Source organism: Kitasatospora sp. NPDC088742 (genome assembly GCF_055584905.1).
In genome coordinates, this window is sequence record NZ_JBVJLD010000078.1 from 1 (window position 1) to 15,386 (window position 15,386).

General features: G+C 68.4%; 8 protein-coding genes and 1 pseudogene. 4 read left to right on the top strand and 5 right to left on the bottom strand.

Annotation, left to right across the window (positions count from 1 at the left end; translation table 11 throughout):
• Nucleotides 1-327 precede the first annotated feature (327 nt).
• Both ACZ6ZR_RS36630 and ACZ6ZR_RS36635 read right to left on the bottom strand, forming a co-directional pair.
• Nucleotides 328-2,700 carry a helicase associated domain-containing protein gene (locus ACZ6ZR_RS36630; RefSeq protein ID WP_465650049.1) on the bottom strand — a complete coding sequence of 791 codons (2,373 nt, stop codon included), beginning with the start codon at nucleotides 2,698-2,700 and terminating at the stop codon, nucleotides 328-330.
• Nucleotides 2,701-2,983: 283 nt separating this feature from the next.
• Entirely contained in the window at nucleotides 2,984-3,199 is a 216-nt protein-coding gene (locus ACZ6ZR_RS36635; RefSeq protein ID WP_465650050.1) for a hypothetical protein, read from the bottom strand.
• Nucleotides 3,200-3,471: 272 nt separating this feature from the next.
• On the opposite strand from ACZ6ZR_RS36635, the gene ACZ6ZR_RS36640 reads away from it, so the two are divergent.
• Nucleotides 3,472-5,793 (top strand): tetratricopeptide repeat protein, encoded by a 2,322-nt coding sequence (locus tag ACZ6ZR_RS36640; protein WP_465650052.1) that lies wholly within the window; start codon nucleotides 3,472-3,474, stop codon nucleotides 5,791-5,793.
• A 108-nt stretch (nucleotides 5,794-5,901) separates the two neighbouring features.
• Here ACZ6ZR_RS36640 and ACZ6ZR_RS36645 read toward each other — a convergent pair whose 3' ends face one another.
• On the bottom strand, nucleotides 5,902-6,162 hold the full coding sequence (locus tag ACZ6ZR_RS36645; protein ID WP_465650054.1) for a hypothetical protein: 261 nt from the start codon (nucleotides 6,160-6,162) through the stop codon (nucleotides 5,902-5,904).
• A gap of 126 nt (nucleotides 6,163-6,288) precedes the next feature.
• On the opposite strand from ACZ6ZR_RS36645, the gene ACZ6ZR_RS36650 reads away from it, so the two are divergent.
• Entirely contained in the window at nucleotides 6,289-7,902 is a 1,614-nt protein-coding gene (locus ACZ6ZR_RS36650; RefSeq protein WP_465650056.1) for a NaeI family type II restriction endonuclease, read from the top strand.
• A gap of 321 nt (nucleotides 7,903-8,223) precedes the next feature.
• On the opposite strand, the pseudogene ACZ6ZR_RS36655 reads toward ACZ6ZR_RS36650, so the two are convergent.
• A pseudogene (locus tag ACZ6ZR_RS36655) lies at nucleotides 8,224-9,421 on the bottom strand (IS256 family transposase).
• A gap of 1,546 nt (nucleotides 9,422-10,967) precedes the next feature.
• Between ACZ6ZR_RS36655 and ACZ6ZR_RS36660 the strand changes: the two are divergent.
• A complete protein-coding gene (locus ACZ6ZR_RS36660; RefSeq protein ID WP_465650058.1) occupies nucleotides 10,968-13,595 on the top strand; it encodes a hypothetical protein in 2,628 nt (875 codons plus the stop codon).
• Nucleotides 13,596-13,769: 174 nt separating this feature from the next.
• On the opposite strand, the gene ACZ6ZR_RS36665 is transcribed toward ACZ6ZR_RS36660, so the two are convergent.
• Nucleotides 13,770-14,297 carry a hypothetical protein gene (locus tag ACZ6ZR_RS36665; RefSeq protein WP_465650060.1) on the bottom strand — a complete coding sequence of 176 codons (528 nt, stop codon included), beginning with the start codon at nucleotides 14,295-14,297 and terminating at the stop codon, nucleotides 13,770-13,772.
• Nucleotides 14,298-14,467: 170 nt separating this feature from the next.
• Here ACZ6ZR_RS36665 and ACZ6ZR_RS36670 point away from each other — a divergent pair, with 170 nt between their 5' ends.
• Nucleotides 14,468-15,385 carry a 5'-methylthioadenosine/S-adenosylhomocysteine nucleosidase family protein gene (locus tag ACZ6ZR_RS36670; RefSeq protein WP_465650062.1) on the top strand — a complete coding sequence of 306 codons (918 nt, stop codon included), beginning with the start codon at nucleotides 14,468-14,470 and terminating at the stop codon, nucleotides 15,383-15,385.
• Nucleotide 15,386: the final 1 nt, after the last annotated feature.

Here is a 15,386-nt window from a genome sequence, read left to right on the forward strand (position 1 = left end):
CCCGCGGAGCGGGTTCCTTCGAGCCTTCGGCTCTTCGGACCGCCAGCGCTCCGCGCTGGGCCCACGCTCCGCGTGGGCTGGACCCGCTCCGCGTGTCTGCCTCTGCGCTTCGCTTCGAGGCAGCCGGCGCTTCGCGCTCGGCTTGCTGCTGCGCCGCTTCGCTTTGCAGCACTGGGGGTTGATGGTGTGTTGGATCGGGTCGGCGACCGTTCCGCTTCGCTTCTCGGTCGCTTGTCGACGGGTCTGGTGGGTGCTTGGCCTCAGGGGGTCTCACTGGAGAGGGGCGGTGCTTCCTTCGTTGGAAGTTTGGTGTTTCCGGGTGGTGGGCTACTGGCTCTCTGGGAGGTTGGGGGTGGTGTCGGTGTGCCAGTCGGGGCCGAGGTGGTGCTCGATCAGTTGGCTTTGGGCCTGGCCGAGTTGGGCGTGTCGGTGCTTGGTTCGGAGCTTGGCGAACCAAGGTCCGAGCATCACTCGCTCGCCGTCGACCGTGATCCATTCTCGGGCTCCGGGAAAGCGGCTCTCTTGGTCGATGAACAGGAGCAGGAGGGTGAGGGTCTGGGCGAAGGTGCGGCGTGCTCGCTTGGGTGCTGCAGGGGTCGGGTTCTTGGGTGCGAGGCCGAGGTTGGTGAGCAGTGTGCGCTGGCCGGTGGTGAGGGTGTGCCAGTTGGTGTGCTGGCGGCGGAGCCAGGTGCCTGCTTTGACGGTGCCGATGACGGTGTCTTCGGTGACTTCCTCGGGGTCGCGGCCGGCGTGCAGGTAGGTGCGGAGCGCGCCGTACTTGCGGGTCCAGTCGGGGCCATGTGGGAGCTGCCATTGCGGGTCGAGTGTGTCGAGTTCGGCTCGGCGTTGTGGGCTGAGCTGTCCGCGGGCGGCTTGGGAGCGTTGTTCTGCGAGGAAGGTGCCGGCCGGTTCGCGGGCGGGGATGGCGAGGTGTCCGTGGCGCTCCAGGTACTGGCGGGCGGTGGTGATGTTGCTCTGCCAGGCCGCTTCGTGGGTGTTCCAGATCATTCCGAGGGCGTCGAGTTCGGCGATCCAGTCGGGGGTGGCGTCGAGTTGCCCGGTGTGGCGGGCGTCGCGTTGGCCTTGGACGAAGGCTCCGGTGGCGAAGCCGTACGGGTCGATGTACTCGCCGGGGACGGCGAGGTGTCCGTGCTCGTCGCGGAATGCCTGGAGGGAGGCGAGGCCCTGGCGGCGTGCGCGGCTCATGGGGCCGGCGGGGTCGAAGGCCACGATGTCCATCGCGCGTGCGATGGCTTCGGGGTTGGTGTTGTAGTCGAAGTGCCAGTGGGTGCTGATGAGCGAGCTGGTCTCGTTGGGGAGGCGGTGTGCGCGGTTGGGCAGGCGGTCGGTGATGCGGTGGTCGTGGCTGCGCAGGGCGGCGGCGATGGCCCAGACGGGCTCGTAGGCGCTGCCGAGAAGGTCGGTGGGGTCCGCGCCGGGGGCGATGTAGGCGGGGATGACGAGGCTGGAGACCTTGCCGCTGCCAGCGGGCTTGCGCAGGGCGCGGCCGAGGGCCTGGACGCAGCGGACGACGCTGTGGGTGGGGTCGGCGAAGACGACGGCGTCGATGCTTCGGATGTCGATGCCTTCGGCCAGGAGCTTGGCGTTGGTGAGGACCGCGCAGGGGGCCTGTCTGAAGGCGGCGAGGATGTCGCTGCGTTGTTCGGGGGTGTGCTCGCCGTGGATGGAGGCCACGTGGGGGGTGATGGGTGGCCTGTGTTCGGGTGGGAGGCGGCGCAGGGTGTGGGGGAACTCGGTGGCGAAGCGGTTGGCGGCGTCGACTTCGTTGAAGTAGACGAGGACGTGGGTGAGTTGGTGGTCGGTGATGGATTTGGCGATGGCCAGGTGGAGGGCGGTGGTGCGTTGGGCGTCGGTGTGGGTGGTGGTCTGGTTGAGGTGGGTGCGCAGGTGGTGGTCGGTGATGGTGGGGATGAGGACGCGGTAGTCGGCCAGGACGCCGTCGGTGATGGCGGTGGGCAGGTCGTAGTCGTGGACGCGGCGGCCGAAGACGGCGGTGTCGGTCATGGAGTGCGCGGTGGTGGCCGGTGCCTGGGCGGTGGGCTTGGTGCGTTGGGCGTGGCGTTGGGTGTCGGGGGTCTGGATGTGGGGGCTGTGCCAGGAGCGCGGGGTGGCGGTGAGGTAGAGGCGGCGGTCGGTGCGGATGCGCTGGGCGTCGTGGATGAGTGTCCAGGTCTTGTCGGCCTGGCCGGAGACGCGGTGGGCTTCGTCCATGATCGCGAGGTCGAAGGGGCGGCCGGTGCTTTTGAGTTGGGCTTCTTCGATCTTGTTCAGTGAGGCGTAGGTGGTGAAGACCGTGAGCGTGTCGGCCTCGTTGATGAGTTTGGCGAGGGTGAGGACGTCTCCGGTGCCGGCTACCCGTGCGGTGCGCAGGCCGTCGTGGGCGGCGGTGTCCATGGAGGAGAACGCGATCATGGGCTCGTGGCGGTGGTCTGCGCGCCAGGCGAGAGCGGTCTGGGCGAGGAGGTCGAGGGTGGGGAAGACGTTGAGGACCAGGCGGGCGCGGAGGTTGCCGGCGATGCGGATCGCGGTGAGCGTCTTGCCTGTTCCGCAAGCAGAGGTGATGAGAGCGCGGGTGCCCTTGAGGCGCAGTTCGCGGGTGGCGGCCTGGATCGCTGCTGTCTGATGGGGACGGGGTTCGAGCCGGGGGCGCGTGGTGCGGGGCGCGGTGGGCTGGTTCATGAGGGGCCGCCGGCTGGGTTGAGGGTGGGGCTGGGTGGTTATCTTGCAAGTTTGGTCGTAACGGTAGCGGGCCTTCTGCTGGGTTGGTGGGAAGGTCGGCGCGGGCCTCGGGGCTGGTCTGCTGTGAAGGTTCGGGTACCGATGGTGCGGCCGGGGCTGTATCACCCCGGCCGCACAGGTTTGGCCACGTGGCCTGGCGGCCTGCCATCTCGAGGTCCTTGCGGGGCCGTGGCGCGGTGTGCGTCGGCGTGGGGAAGCCGCTAGGTGTTTGGGGTGCTGAGGGTCAGCGGATGAGCTTGTGGAGGACCGGAACGCTCACTCCGGTTCCGGTCAGACCGGCCAGGATCGCGCTTGCCGCCGGAGTGCCGCTCCAGTAGGTGAGCGTGCCGGCGGTGAGGCCGATGAATGCGGCGGCCAACAGCACGAGGGTGGCGTGCGCGCTCAGCAGCGGCTGCTCAGGGGCCTCTTGGGACGCGGGGGTCGGGGGGTTCGGGTTCATGTTCTTCTCCGTCGGATCAACCAGTGTGCTGATGCCGGGTTCTGACGCTGCAGTAGTGGCCCGGGCTTGTGGGGAGCAGGGTGGAGTGGGCTCTGGTTGTCTTCAAGCGAACTGTGCATCGTCGCAGGTAGAGTCCGGACAATTGGTGGGTTGTCCGGGGACGTCCTGGATGGTGGGTGGCCTGCCCTGGGGTGTGGGGGACGTGCGTGTCGGGGCAGAGGCGGGGTGGAAGGCCGTGGGGGCCGATCCAGGCGCAGACGGCTGAGGCCAGGGTGCTGGCGGATTTCTTGCGGGCGCAGGTGGATGCCAGTGGGCTGACGATGACCGCTGTCGCGGAAAAGATCAACTATTCGCGTTCGCAGACGGGGAGTTTCCTGGCCGGGCGGGTTCCGGAGTGGGAGTTCGTTGCGTCGTTGGTGCGTGTCACCGTGCGGGAGCCGCGGTTGCGCGAGCGCCGCTTGGCCGAGGCGGAGGAGTTGCTGCGGGCTGCCCGCAGCCCTGCTGAGGGCTTGTCGCTGGGCCAAGGGGGCGGGGTGGGGGCGGCTGGTGAGCTTGAGCGGGCACGGGTGCGGCAGGTGGAGACCTACGACCGGTTGACGAGGGCTTTGGAGCGGCAGGTCGCGCTGCAGGAGACGGCGCGTAACTCGGCGCAGTTGGTGATGGTGTTGTTGACGATGATCGGCACGCTGCAGGGGCGGGTGCGGAGCCTGTCAGCGGAGCGGGACCGGTTGCGGGGGCGTTCCGATCATCGGCGGGCGTTGGAGGAGACGCGGGGCAGGCTTGCGCGGGCGTTGGATCAGGAGCGGCGGGCCCGTGAGGAGTTGGAGCGGGCACAGGAGAAGCAGCGGCAGGCCGAGGACCTCGCTGTGCGGGTTCAGGAGCAGGTCGAGGCCCTGACGGCCGAGGTGGACCGTCTGCGGGGTGAGGCCGCTGAGTCCCGTGCTGATGATGTGGGCGAGCCCGGTGCCGAGGGGCTGGAGGTCATCGGTGAGACGGAGGACCCCCAAGGGGACGACATCGATCAGGCCTTGGCCCGGGCGGTTGCCGTCAACGACGCCGACGACCAGACGCTGCAGCGCATCACCGACGAACTCTCGGACCAGGATGCCGCGGCCACGGAGCCTGTGGCCGAGGGCGGTGACGACTGGCGCGACGAGCCGGCAGTGGAGATTGTCCCGGACAACCCCGCGACCAGCACTGTCGCCGCGGACATGGCCGAGACTTGCCCAGCGCACGGAGTCGGCGCAGACGCGGATCTGACCCCCGAGGCACTGACCCGGCGCTACCACAACGCCCTGGCCATCTCCAGGTCGGGTGAGTCGAAGCAGGCTGCCGCGCTGTTCTCCGACCTCGCCTGGGACTGCGCCGCGGTGAGCGGTGAGGACCACCCAGGCACCCTGCGGGTTCTGCATGCACTGGGGGTGTGTCTCGGGGAGTCCGGCGAGGTGGAGCAGGCTGCCGAAGTCCTTGGTGATGTCACTGCGCGGCGCTCCCGGGTATTGGGGGCAGGGCATCCCGACACTCTGACTTCCCGTCACCACCACGCCGTCCACCTCGCGAAGGCTGGCAGGCCGGGCGAGGCTTCCAAGCAGTTCGCCCGACTGGCCCGCGACTGCGCCGAGTTTCTGGGACCCCGTCACCCTGACACTCTGACAGCCCGGTACGACCATGCCTTTCATCTGGGCAAGGCCGGTCTGTCGGCCGACGCCAGCGAGCTGTTCGCCCGTCTCGTCAGGGACTACGAACGTCTTCTGGGCCCCGACCAGCCGCAGAGCCTCAAAGCCCGGTACAACCATGCCGTCACTCTCCGGAGGGCGGGCCGTCCGGGAGAGGCGTCAGGGATGTTCTCCGAGCTGGTCTCGGACTGTGTACGGGTCCTGGGCCCTGACCATCTCAACACTCTGCAGTGCCGTCACGGCTACGCCACCAGCCTGGCTGAGGCGGGCGATCATTCCGCGGCCTGCGCGATGTTCAAGGCGCTCGTAGGTGGTCGTACCCGGGTTCAGGGGCCCGATCACGCCGAGACCCTGACAGCGCGTCACCAGCACGCGCTGTACCGCGGCCTCTCCGGCTTCGCGGGCGAGGCTGCCGAACTGTTCGCCGGCCTTGCCCGGGACCGAGCTCGGACGCAGGGCCCGGAGCACCCGGACACCTTGACCGCCCGTCACCACCAAGCTCAGTTCCTCGAGGCGGCCGGTGACCACCTCAAGGCCAATGGCCTGTTCACCGAACTCGTCCGTGACCGCATCCGGGTACTGGGGCCTCTGAACCCCGACACCCTGGCCAGCATGTTCAGCCACGCATCCGCGCTCACCGCCCTTGACACCCCGGGTGAAGCAGCCGAGATGTACGCCAAGGTCGCGCGGGCACGGGCGAAGGCCTTGGGCCCGGAGCACCCGGACACTCTGACAGCCCGTCACCGTCACGCCGAATGCCTGGAACGAGCAGGACGACCGGAGGAAGCCGTGACGGCGATGGCCGAAGTCGTCCGCGCCCGCGTTCGCGTTCTTGGAGTCAAACACGCCGACACCCGGGCCAGCCGGGGTGCCCATACCGCCATGCTGCGCGCGACGGGCAAGGGCCCGGGGCGCTGACGGGCGCCATGCCGACGTGAGGTGGGCCGGCCCTGCCTGGTCAGGCAGGGCCACCCAGCCCTGCTGTCCGGCCTGCCGGTTCGGGTGGGACAGGCCGGACAGGGGTGGTCAGCCGCCGGCTTCGGGAAGCCGCCGCTGTTGCGCCACCTGATCGGGATTCAGCTCCTCCCGTTCGTGTGGGTTGGACGGTGCCGCTTCGTGGCTGGGCGCTGCCATGCGCCAGGAGGAGTAGAGGCCACCGAGTGCGATGGTGATGCTGGCCAGGGACTCGGGTGGTGTGCCGAGAGCTACGAGGGTCACCCCGGTGGTGAGCACGGCCGCGAGCGCTGCGAAGTCATATTTGCGGGGTAGCGGCGGGCGCTGGGCCATGGTGGCTGGGCTCCTTGTGGAGTGGGGGGTTGGTGTTGATCTCCAGAGTGCAGTGTGGGGTGCCGCTGCGGTAGAGTTTTCTCAAACGATCGAGAAAACTGTTGAGAATGGGAGAAAACAGGAGTGGTGCCACCACGTGCGGCGGGCCGCGGAGGCCGTCCTCCCAACGACCCGCGCAGCACCTCCGAGGCGGAGAAGCAGCTGGTCCTCTTCCTTCGCCATCTGCGCGACGAGGCGGGCCTGACGGTCAATCAGATCCACCTGCGGCTGCCCGATAAGATCGCCAACAGGAGCAAACCGGGGGCCTCGACCCTCCACAAGCGCCTCGGCGGGACCCTGCTACGCAACAACATGAGCCTGGTCAACGCGGTGATCGCCGTCTGCGTCACTGATCCCGAGGAGGCCCGGGCAGCCCAGAAGAAGGCGTCAGTCCTGACCGCGACCTCCTGGGCACAAGACACGGGGCCGGCTTCCCCAGTTCCCTCGGGGGACAACAGGACGGTCGAGGACTGCAGGCTTCACCTGTCGAAGCTGGTGACCGTGCAGGAACAGCTGCTGGAGGCCAATACCGCTCTCGCCACTGCACTGCAGGGCCAGGCCGAGGCTGAGGCCGCACTGGCCATGCGCCAAGGTTCCGGCGAAGCCGCACTCGCCGCCCTGGAGAAGAAGCTCCTCCTCACCACGGGCCAGCGGGACGCCGCTCTCCAAGCTGCTGAGGAGGGGCAGCGCCGGATCTCGGCCCTGGAGGCGCTGCTGGCAGCCGCGCAACGCCGTCAGCACGTTGAGCGCCTCGCAAGCCCGCCCGAGCAGACGTCCCACGCAATCGCCCCAGCAAGCACGGGCGAGGACCATGAGATGACCGCGGTGCGGCAGGAGCTGACGCGTCTGGACCCCGGCGGCCAGCGCACGACCGCCCTACTGGCCGAAGCGATGGAGCGCCTCCTCGACGGAGAACACACCGGACGCTTCCGGTGGGACAGCCTAAGCCAGAGCGAGAAGCGGATGACCGGGCAGTTGGTTGCAAACCTCCTACAGCACGACTTCCGCTTCGAACACGGCAGCTCGTCCGACTTCGTGATCGCCGGCACCGAAGTGGACGTGAAGGTCTCGACCAAAGCGCAGTGGATGATCCCGCCGGAAGCCATCGGCCGTCTGTGCCTGCTGGTCACCCTCAACTCCGACATCGGCCTGTGGAGCCTCGGCCTCCTCCGGGCGACACCCGACGTCCTGACACAAGGTGGCAACCGGGACGGCAAGCGGGGGCTAAGCACTGCGGGACGCAAGGCGATCACCTGGATTCACCACGAACTCTCCCTACCCACCAGCGTGCTGACGACCCTTCCGCAGCAACAAGTAACTCAGATCCTCTCCGCCACCACCGGGCAGCGCCGACTGGAGAACCTGTTCCGCACGGCACAGCACCAGCCGGTGCGCCGTGCCGACATCGTCACCGCCACCCGGCAGCACGACGCACCCAAGCGGGTCCGCGACGCCCGCCGAAGGCTCGCAGAGGACGGCATCATCGTGCTCGGCCACCTGGGCGGACACACTCAGATCGCGCGGGACCTGGGGCTTCCCGTCCCGGAGAGGGACACCTGGGTGAGCGCACGCCTGGTCCCCGCCGAGGAAGAGGACACCACCGCCCGCACCACCCTCATCGACGGCACCCCATGGCGACTCGCCCACCCCGACGACCCACCCACCCCGCTGAACCCACCCGGCCCGCTACCCACGCGGTAGAGAACCAACAACCAGCCCCCAAGCCCGGACGGGAGCGCCGGCAGTGCGCGTGCCCTGATGAAGCGCGATGAGGATCCGCTCGGAAAACCCGCCCTGCGGTCCGACAGGTTTTCTGTACGACGGGCACGCGACCGAACAGATACCAATTTCGTACCTGCCCAGGAAGGCACCCGCCCGGCCTACCCACGGCCAAGGCGCACGCTGACAGGCCCCGCGTCCTCCTCCTCGGTCTCGCTACCGCTGTGGCCTCAGCGACCCACTGCCCCGTCAGCCTCGGTCCGGGAGTGTCAACTTAACGGCTGATCTTGGTTGTTGGGTGGGTCAGCGGGTGGTCGGGGTGAGGCGGCCGTCGAAGGCGATCTGGAAGGCGTTCAGTGGTGCCTTCCAGCGCATGGTCCACTTCTTGCGGCCCTTGCCGGTCGGGTCCAGCGACATGAGGGCCATGTAGACGCATTTCATCGCGGCGGCCTCGTTCGGGAAGTGCCTGCGGGCGCGGACGGCTTTGCGTATCCGGGCGTTCGCGGACTCTATCGCGTTCGTGGAGCAGATCACCTTGCGGATCTCCACGTCGAAGGAGGGGAAGGGCACGAACTCGGCCCAGGCGTCCGACCACAGCTTCACGATCGCCGGGTACTTCCGGCCCCAGGCTTCCTGGAACTCCAGGAACCGCTCCATCGCGGCGTCTTCGCTTGGGGCGGTGTAAACCGGCCGCAGCACCTTGGCGATCTTGTCCCAGTCCTGGCGGGCCGCGTAACGGAAGCCGTTCCGCAACAGGTGGACCACGCAGGTCTGGACCACGGTGCGGGGCCAGACGGTCTCCACCGCGTCCGGGAGGCCCTTCAGCCCGTCGCAGACCAGCATCAGAACGTCCTCCAGGCCGCGGTTCCTCAGCTCGGTGAACACGTGCAGCCAGTACTTCGCGCCCTCACCGCCGTCGCCGGCCCAGATCCCCAGGATGTCGCGGTGCCCCTCGGTCGTCACGACGTAGACGGGCCGGTTGGCGACCTGCCCGTCCCTGATCTTGACGTTGATGGCCTCCACGAACAACACCGGGTAGACGCTGTCCAGCGGGCGGCTGGCCCACTCGGCCATGCCCTCCATGACCTTGTCCGTGATCGTCGAGACCGTCTGCTTTGGAGACCTCCGCACCATAGACCTCGGCCAGATGCGCGGAGATCTCCCCATGGGTGAGGCCCTTCGCCGACAGCGACAGCACCATCTCGTCCACCCCGGACAGGCGCCGCTGCCGCTTCCTGACGATCTGCGGTTCGAACGTGCCGGCCACGTCCCGGGGCACCCTGACCTCGACCGGACCGACATCGGTCAGCACCGTCTTCGCCCGGGTCCCGTTACGACTGTCGCCGCTGCCCCGTCCCTCGGCATCGTGCTTCTCGTACCCGAGGTGATCGGTGATCTCGCCCTCCAGGGCCGACTCCAGCACCCGCTTGGTCAGCATCCGCAACAGGCCACCCTGCCCGGTCAGTTGCAACCCCTCCGACCGGGCCCGGTCCACCAGCATCGCGATCAACTGCTCATCCGACGCGGCCTGCACGGCCGGCTCCGGCCGCTCCTCAGCAGGGCCGAACCCAACAGCGGTGTCCATCATCTGGCGTCTCTCCTTGATCAGCAGATCCGCCGTTGATTAGACACTCCCGGCGCACCACTGCACAGGGCGTGTCTGTTGACACGGGGAGCCGCTAGAGTCGGAGTTGTCCACGGGGTTCCGCCAGTGGCGGAGCCCCGGCCTGGACAGCACGAAGGGCCGGCCCCTGGAAGAGACGGCCCTTCGCGCGATCGTGTTGCTGGAGTAACCCGAGGCTTGGACCCCTGGCAGGGGGTCCGAGCCTCCTCCGCTTACATCACCCAGTGCTCGACGAGCAGGACGAGCAGCGCCACGGTGAGGTGGATCAGAAACAGCCTGACCCACTCCTCCGGAGTTCCCCAGCGGTTGTTGCCGTTAGGCATGTAACCGCCCCTTGTACAAGGCGTGGACCCGCCGATCAGCGGGCCCCTACCGCCGCTGGCAGCGGCGGAAGTTGAGGAAACAGGTACCACTCTAGTGGGGCCAGCGGACACGGCTGTAAAGCGGGGAAGATTGCAGGTCCGAGGGGGTTCCTCGTGATCAGGGTGCGACAGGCGAACCACCCGTCCCTGCGAACAGGTCTGCCGAGTTCGACGGGAGCCGGGTCGGTCCCGACCCGGCCGCGCCATAAGGCACCTGACGACACGCCAGGCCCTCAGCGCACCGCTCGCCACGCCGACGGGCCCTTGGCTACGCCGACCGCCAAAGCAGTTGCGACTAATCCAAGTGGATCTCGCCAAGGACGTTGAACAGACTCCGCACAAATTCATTCGGGCGAAGGCTCCGCCCAAGACGGCAGCGGGGCCCAGCCGACTCGGCCGGGCCTTGGGAGGACGTTGCCGCAGCCGGCCCTGAGAAGACCAAGGACTGCTGGCGCCTACCCCCGCCGGTGAGCGGACGCACTTCGATGAGGTCGGCCCTCGCCAGCGACGACCGCCCCGTCATCCTCCTCACCCGCGCCGACAGCACGCTCGCCGGCGATCCCCTCACCAGCGGCCCTCGTTTCGAGGACGACTACCGATTCAACAACGCACCAACCTCGCGCACGCAACCGTCCTCGACTGGCTCCGTCACCTGTTCTCCGCTCGGTTGCAAGCGCCGAAGCCGCCCCGAAGCGCTCCCGCCTTCACTGGGGCTTACTGGGCGACCAGCCAGTCCCACAGTTGAGTGACGGCTACGGCCGCACTCCCCAGGGCCGCGACCGTCGGCGCCCACCGCCGTACCCGTCGCTTCAGACGGGCCACCGCCCGAAGCGTCTGCTGCCCGGCCTTGCCCTGCTCTGTCATCTGTCCCCTCCGATCACGAGCAGAGCCCTTGTGCCGCCCTGCCCGGCGCACCGCATGCTGCGGCCCTGATGAGTCGTGCCGTCGGTTTCGGTGAAAGCGGCGGCGTTCCCACCATGCCTCTGGTGGGATGTGGTCACGGGCCGCTGGCGTTTGTCCAACGGCCTACTCCGAACAACTCACCCCACCTAAGGGAGCCGATGACGAACGGGGGCAAGCGCCCCGGTGCTGGACGCCCATGGGGAGACCTCAAAGGCGACAGCGAGGGAGCCAATGCCATCGCAAGGCTTCTGAGGGGTTGGATCCAAAACGCGGGCCTGACGGTGGCTCAGTTACGTGAGGGGCTCGTTGCCGAGCACTTCGACACCCGCCGTGTGCCTTCGAAGGCGACGCTGTCGACCTGGCTCGGCGGCCAGGGGCTGAAGTGGGACTTCGTCGAAGCGGTCGCTGACGTCTGCTTCCATGACCGTAGCGTCGCCGAGATACAGCTACGCGAGGCCAGGCTCATATGGGACCGCAAGCCGCCGGACCAGGCACCACCGGACCAAGCCCCCGCTGGCGACCCGGTCATCCGCGCCCAGACTCGGACCATCGAGGTTCAAGACCAGCTCCTCAAGGCCCGTGAGGCGCTGGCCAACAGTCACCAGGCCGAGTCGACGGCCCGTCAACTGATCATAATGCTGCTGCAGATGATGAGCGTTCTGCATCTGGAGATCGGCCGGCTACAGCGTGAGGCGGATGTGCCGCGCCCTGTGGCCGACACGGCCGAGGATGAGGATGACGCGCCTCTCTCCGTCCTGGCCCGCTCGCAAGCCCAGCTGCGGCAGGCCCAGAAGGAGAAAGAGCGTGCGGAGGCCAACCAACGCCGGGCGTTCCAGCTGATAGACCAGGCCAATCGCGAAATCGCACGACTGAAGGCCGAACTGGCGCGTGCCCGCACATCGTCTGGTGACGGTGATGACAGCAGCGCCGACGATAAACCTGCCCTGGTGAAGTCGGGCATGGCCGAGGACTTCCTGGAGGATGTCGACGACGCCCTGGCCAAGGTCGCCCGCGTCAACGACGACGGTGACAGGCTCACCCTGGATGCTCAGACCAGCCTGGGGTTCGCCCCAGCGGCAAGCAGGCGCACACCAGCGTCGGACAATGCGCTGACCACCACGGATGTTCCGAACAATCACCGCCCTGCGGTGGACAATCACAGCGCCGATGCGCACGACACAACTGGTGCGCCTCTGCCGGTGGTCGTCCGGCTGATGGAGGTCTGCCGGGAGCTGGAAGAGCGCGGCATGCCCGCCGAGCCCATGGTCGGGATACTCGCCATCAGTGCCAGTCATCTCAGCCCGCGCGCCGCGGCGGAACTCGTCGTCCTCCAGCGCCGGATGGGAAAGTACACCGTCGTATCGGCGATCCTCGCCTCCATAGCCAGCACCGGCACAGCCGATAGCCTGCTGTCGACGCTGAACTGCCTCGCCAACGTCGACTCCGCTCTCGCTCCTTGCCCACGGGCATCAGCGGCCCAGGTTCTGCGCACCTCCTCACGCCGCAGCCAGCCAGCGCCTGCGGCGGAACAGGACCGCCTCGCATTGATCGGCCTGATCGGCCGACGCGCCGCTGTCTCCATGCTCACCTGGCTGCTGCGTGAACTGGGCGAATCCCGCTCACAGGCGGACCTTCGTATTCTGATGGGCGCAGCGGCGACCCGGCCGCCTGCCGAAGTCCTGCTCCTGATACGCCAGTTGCGGTCGGAGCGGATGGGCGAAGTCGCCACTGCGATGGTCCAGCGCTGTGCGAAAGTCCTCCCCGTCGAAGACGTCTGCGCTCTGTCGGTCGGCCTGCACAGTTTCAAGCTCTCCCTCGAGGCCCAGTTGCTGCTCACGGCTGCGCTGGAGCGCCCAATCCGGGAGGTCGCGAAGTTCCTGCTCTGCCTCGAGCGAACCAACCCCGCGTCCGCGCACACAGCCATGCGGGCCGTCTCGGAGCGGAGCCTTGCTGATGACATCGACCTGCAGGCGCACCTGCACTCCCTGCTGGGCTGGCCGGAACCCTCTCCCGGCGCACAGGACGGTGCCGGTGCGCCGGGCGACGATGCCAGCTCCCCGGTCGTACCCGGCTCTCCTCGCCAGGGCGAGGCCCAGCATCCGCCTCTGTCGTTCTCCTTCTTCGAGAAGCTGCACCCCCGTCACCAGCCGTCCGCCCCTGGTACGTCTGACACCGCCGGCTCAGCCAGGACACCGGATTCGTTCCTCGCACCCCAATCCGTCCGTAAAGCCGGCATGGGTCACACCTTCCCTATACGGGGGCAGATCTCCGTCCCCAGCCCACGCCCCGTCGACTCGTACCGCTCCCCCTTCGAGCCCCCCAGTTGGCAGGTACGGGATCCCTTCGCTGGGAGCAGTGGCAGGGGTCCCGGTCTCGAGACAGGTGCACGCACCGGACACAGTCCGGCCGACCAGGCAACCGGCGCCCTGCTGGTCCGCCCGCTGCTGCCGGCCGTACCTGGAGGTGTGGGCTCCCTGACAGCGGCCGAGATCGCCGCACATGCCGCCGACCTGTACGTCGCGGGCCACACCGCGCAAGGTCACGATCTGCTCCATCACGCCGCGCTGGTATGTCCGGCGGGTGCGATCGGCAGGGCCGTGGCGATCCTCCAGGCGTCGGGCTACGACCCTCTGGACGCCTTGGCCCACCTGCCCCCTCAACACCGCGCCACGATCCTCAAAGCAGCAGGCGAGGTCCACCGGCTCTCCGGCGGCAACCCGCAGAGAGGACCGGGGCGTCTCTGGTCCAGGCTGCTGAACTTGGGGGCCCAGGGCCCCGGCGCCTGACTCTTCCCGTTCCGGCGGCAGGGGCCGATCACGCCGGGCACTCATGTCGCCTGCCTCGCAAGGCCATCACGCGGGGTGGCTGGTGTGGTTCAGGGAGTTCCTGACTGCGGGAAGGATTTTCCAGATTGACCGAATGTGACCGCCTTTGCGGAAAAGAGTTTCTGACTCTTTCGGTCAGTGACTGTATTTGGCGTGCTTGACGATATGGATTGCCAGTGTGATCACGGCCGCCACTTCGATGGCGGATACTGCTAGGCCGAGGGCCGAGTTTCGGGTCCCGGACCAGTACGCGGTCAGTGCCACGGCGGGGATTCCGGTGAAGAGCGCGAGGTCGACGGCGCACTGGATGGTCCGGCGCTGGGCCCGCCCGGCGTCGCCGCGGTGGAAGTGCTCCCAGGCGAACATCGTGACCTGCTCCTGGCTGGCGGCGCCGAGCCGGGGGTCGAGGCTGGTGCGGATGTAGCGCCCCATGTCGCTGATCTTCTTGTCGTTGGCCAGGTAGAGCCAGCCCAGGGCGGGGGTGGTGGCGGAGACCAGGAGGAGCAGCGGTGGTGAGAGGGAGCCGGCGGCGAGGGCGGCGGTGATGAGGGCGAGGGTGACGTAGGGGAGGTTGTCGCGGAAGGCGATCCTGGATTTCTGTTCCTCTTTGGTCTGCTGGTATTCGAGGAAGAGGGCTTTGATCGAGGTCGCTTCTTCTCCCACTGGGGCTCCTTCGCTGTCAGGGGGTGGCGCTATTGTTGCCAGTGGATCGAGGGGGTGCGACGCGGCCCGCCGTGGCATAAGGCCGGTGCATTCGAACGAGGGAAGGTCCGTTTCCCACAGGGGTGTCGTCTTTCTTTGGGGGTCTGGTGAGTGGTAGTGATTCTCGGCCTGTGGTGGTGCTGACCGCGCTGGGGCTGGAGTACGAGGCGGTTCGGGCCCATCTGTCGGGCCTGGAGCGTGTCGTCCATGGCGGGACCATCTTCGAGACGGGGGTGCTCGGGTCGACGGGGAGGGCGGTCGCCCTGGCCGAGGTCGGGCCGGGCAACCGGCCCACCGCCGTGGTGACCGAGCGGGCCAGGCAGTACCTGGACCCGTGGGCCGTGCTGTTCGTCGGCGTCGCGGGGGCCCTGAAGAGGGACGTGGCGCTGGGGGACGTGGTGGTGGCGAGCCGGATCCATGCCTACGAGAGTGCCAAGCACACCCCGGCGGGCACGCTTCCCCGCCCGCAGTCCTGGCCCGCCTCCCACCCGATCCTGCAGGCGGCCCGGCACGCCCTGCGCGGCGAGGAGTGGCACGCGCGGATTCCCGCCGATGCGCGCAGCCGGTGGGAGGGGGCGGGGCCGGCGGTGCACTTCAAGCCGATCGCGGCCGGCGAGGCCGTCCTCAACACGACACAGGGCGAGGTGCGCAGGCTGCTGGCGGAGACCTTCGACGACGCGGCGGCGATCGAGATGGAGGGAGCCGGCCTTGCCGAGGCCGCTGGTCTGGGCGGTTTGGAGGCGCTGGTGATCCGGGGGCTGAGCGATTACGCGGACGGCGCGAAGGCGGCGGCGGATGCCGCCGGGTCGCAGCCCCTGGCCGCCGCCCACGCGGCCGCCGCGGCAGCTGCCGTCATCGCTGCCCTTCAGCTGGGGCCGGCCGATCCGGCGGGTAGCCGCGGTGATGGCGAGGGGCCCCGGCCGGGCGGGCCGGGCACTTCCGGCGGACCGGTCCAGGTGAACACCGCGCACACCCAGGGCACGGTCAACGCGGTCCAGAGAGGGTCTCTGACAATCCGTCAGGACCGTCGGCTGCCGCTGGGGACGTGAG

Coding starts and splice junctions, on each gene's coding strand:
- ACZ6ZR_RS36635 (WP_465650050.1), bottom strand. CDS start 3,199: ATGAACCCGAACCCCCCGACCCCCGCGTCCCAAGAGGCCCCTGAGCAG.
- ACZ6ZR_RS36660 (WP_465650058.1), top strand. CDS start 10,968: ATGACGAACGGGGGCAAGCGCCCCGGTGCTGGACGCCCATGGGGAGAC.
- ACZ6ZR_RS36630 (WP_465650049.1), bottom strand. CDS start 2,700: ATGAACCAGCCCACCGCGCCCCGCACCACGCGCCCCCGGCTCGAACCC.
- ACZ6ZR_RS36645 (WP_465650054.1), bottom strand. CDS start 6,162: ATGGCCCAGCGCCCGCCGCTACCCCGCAAATATGACTTCGCAGCGCTC.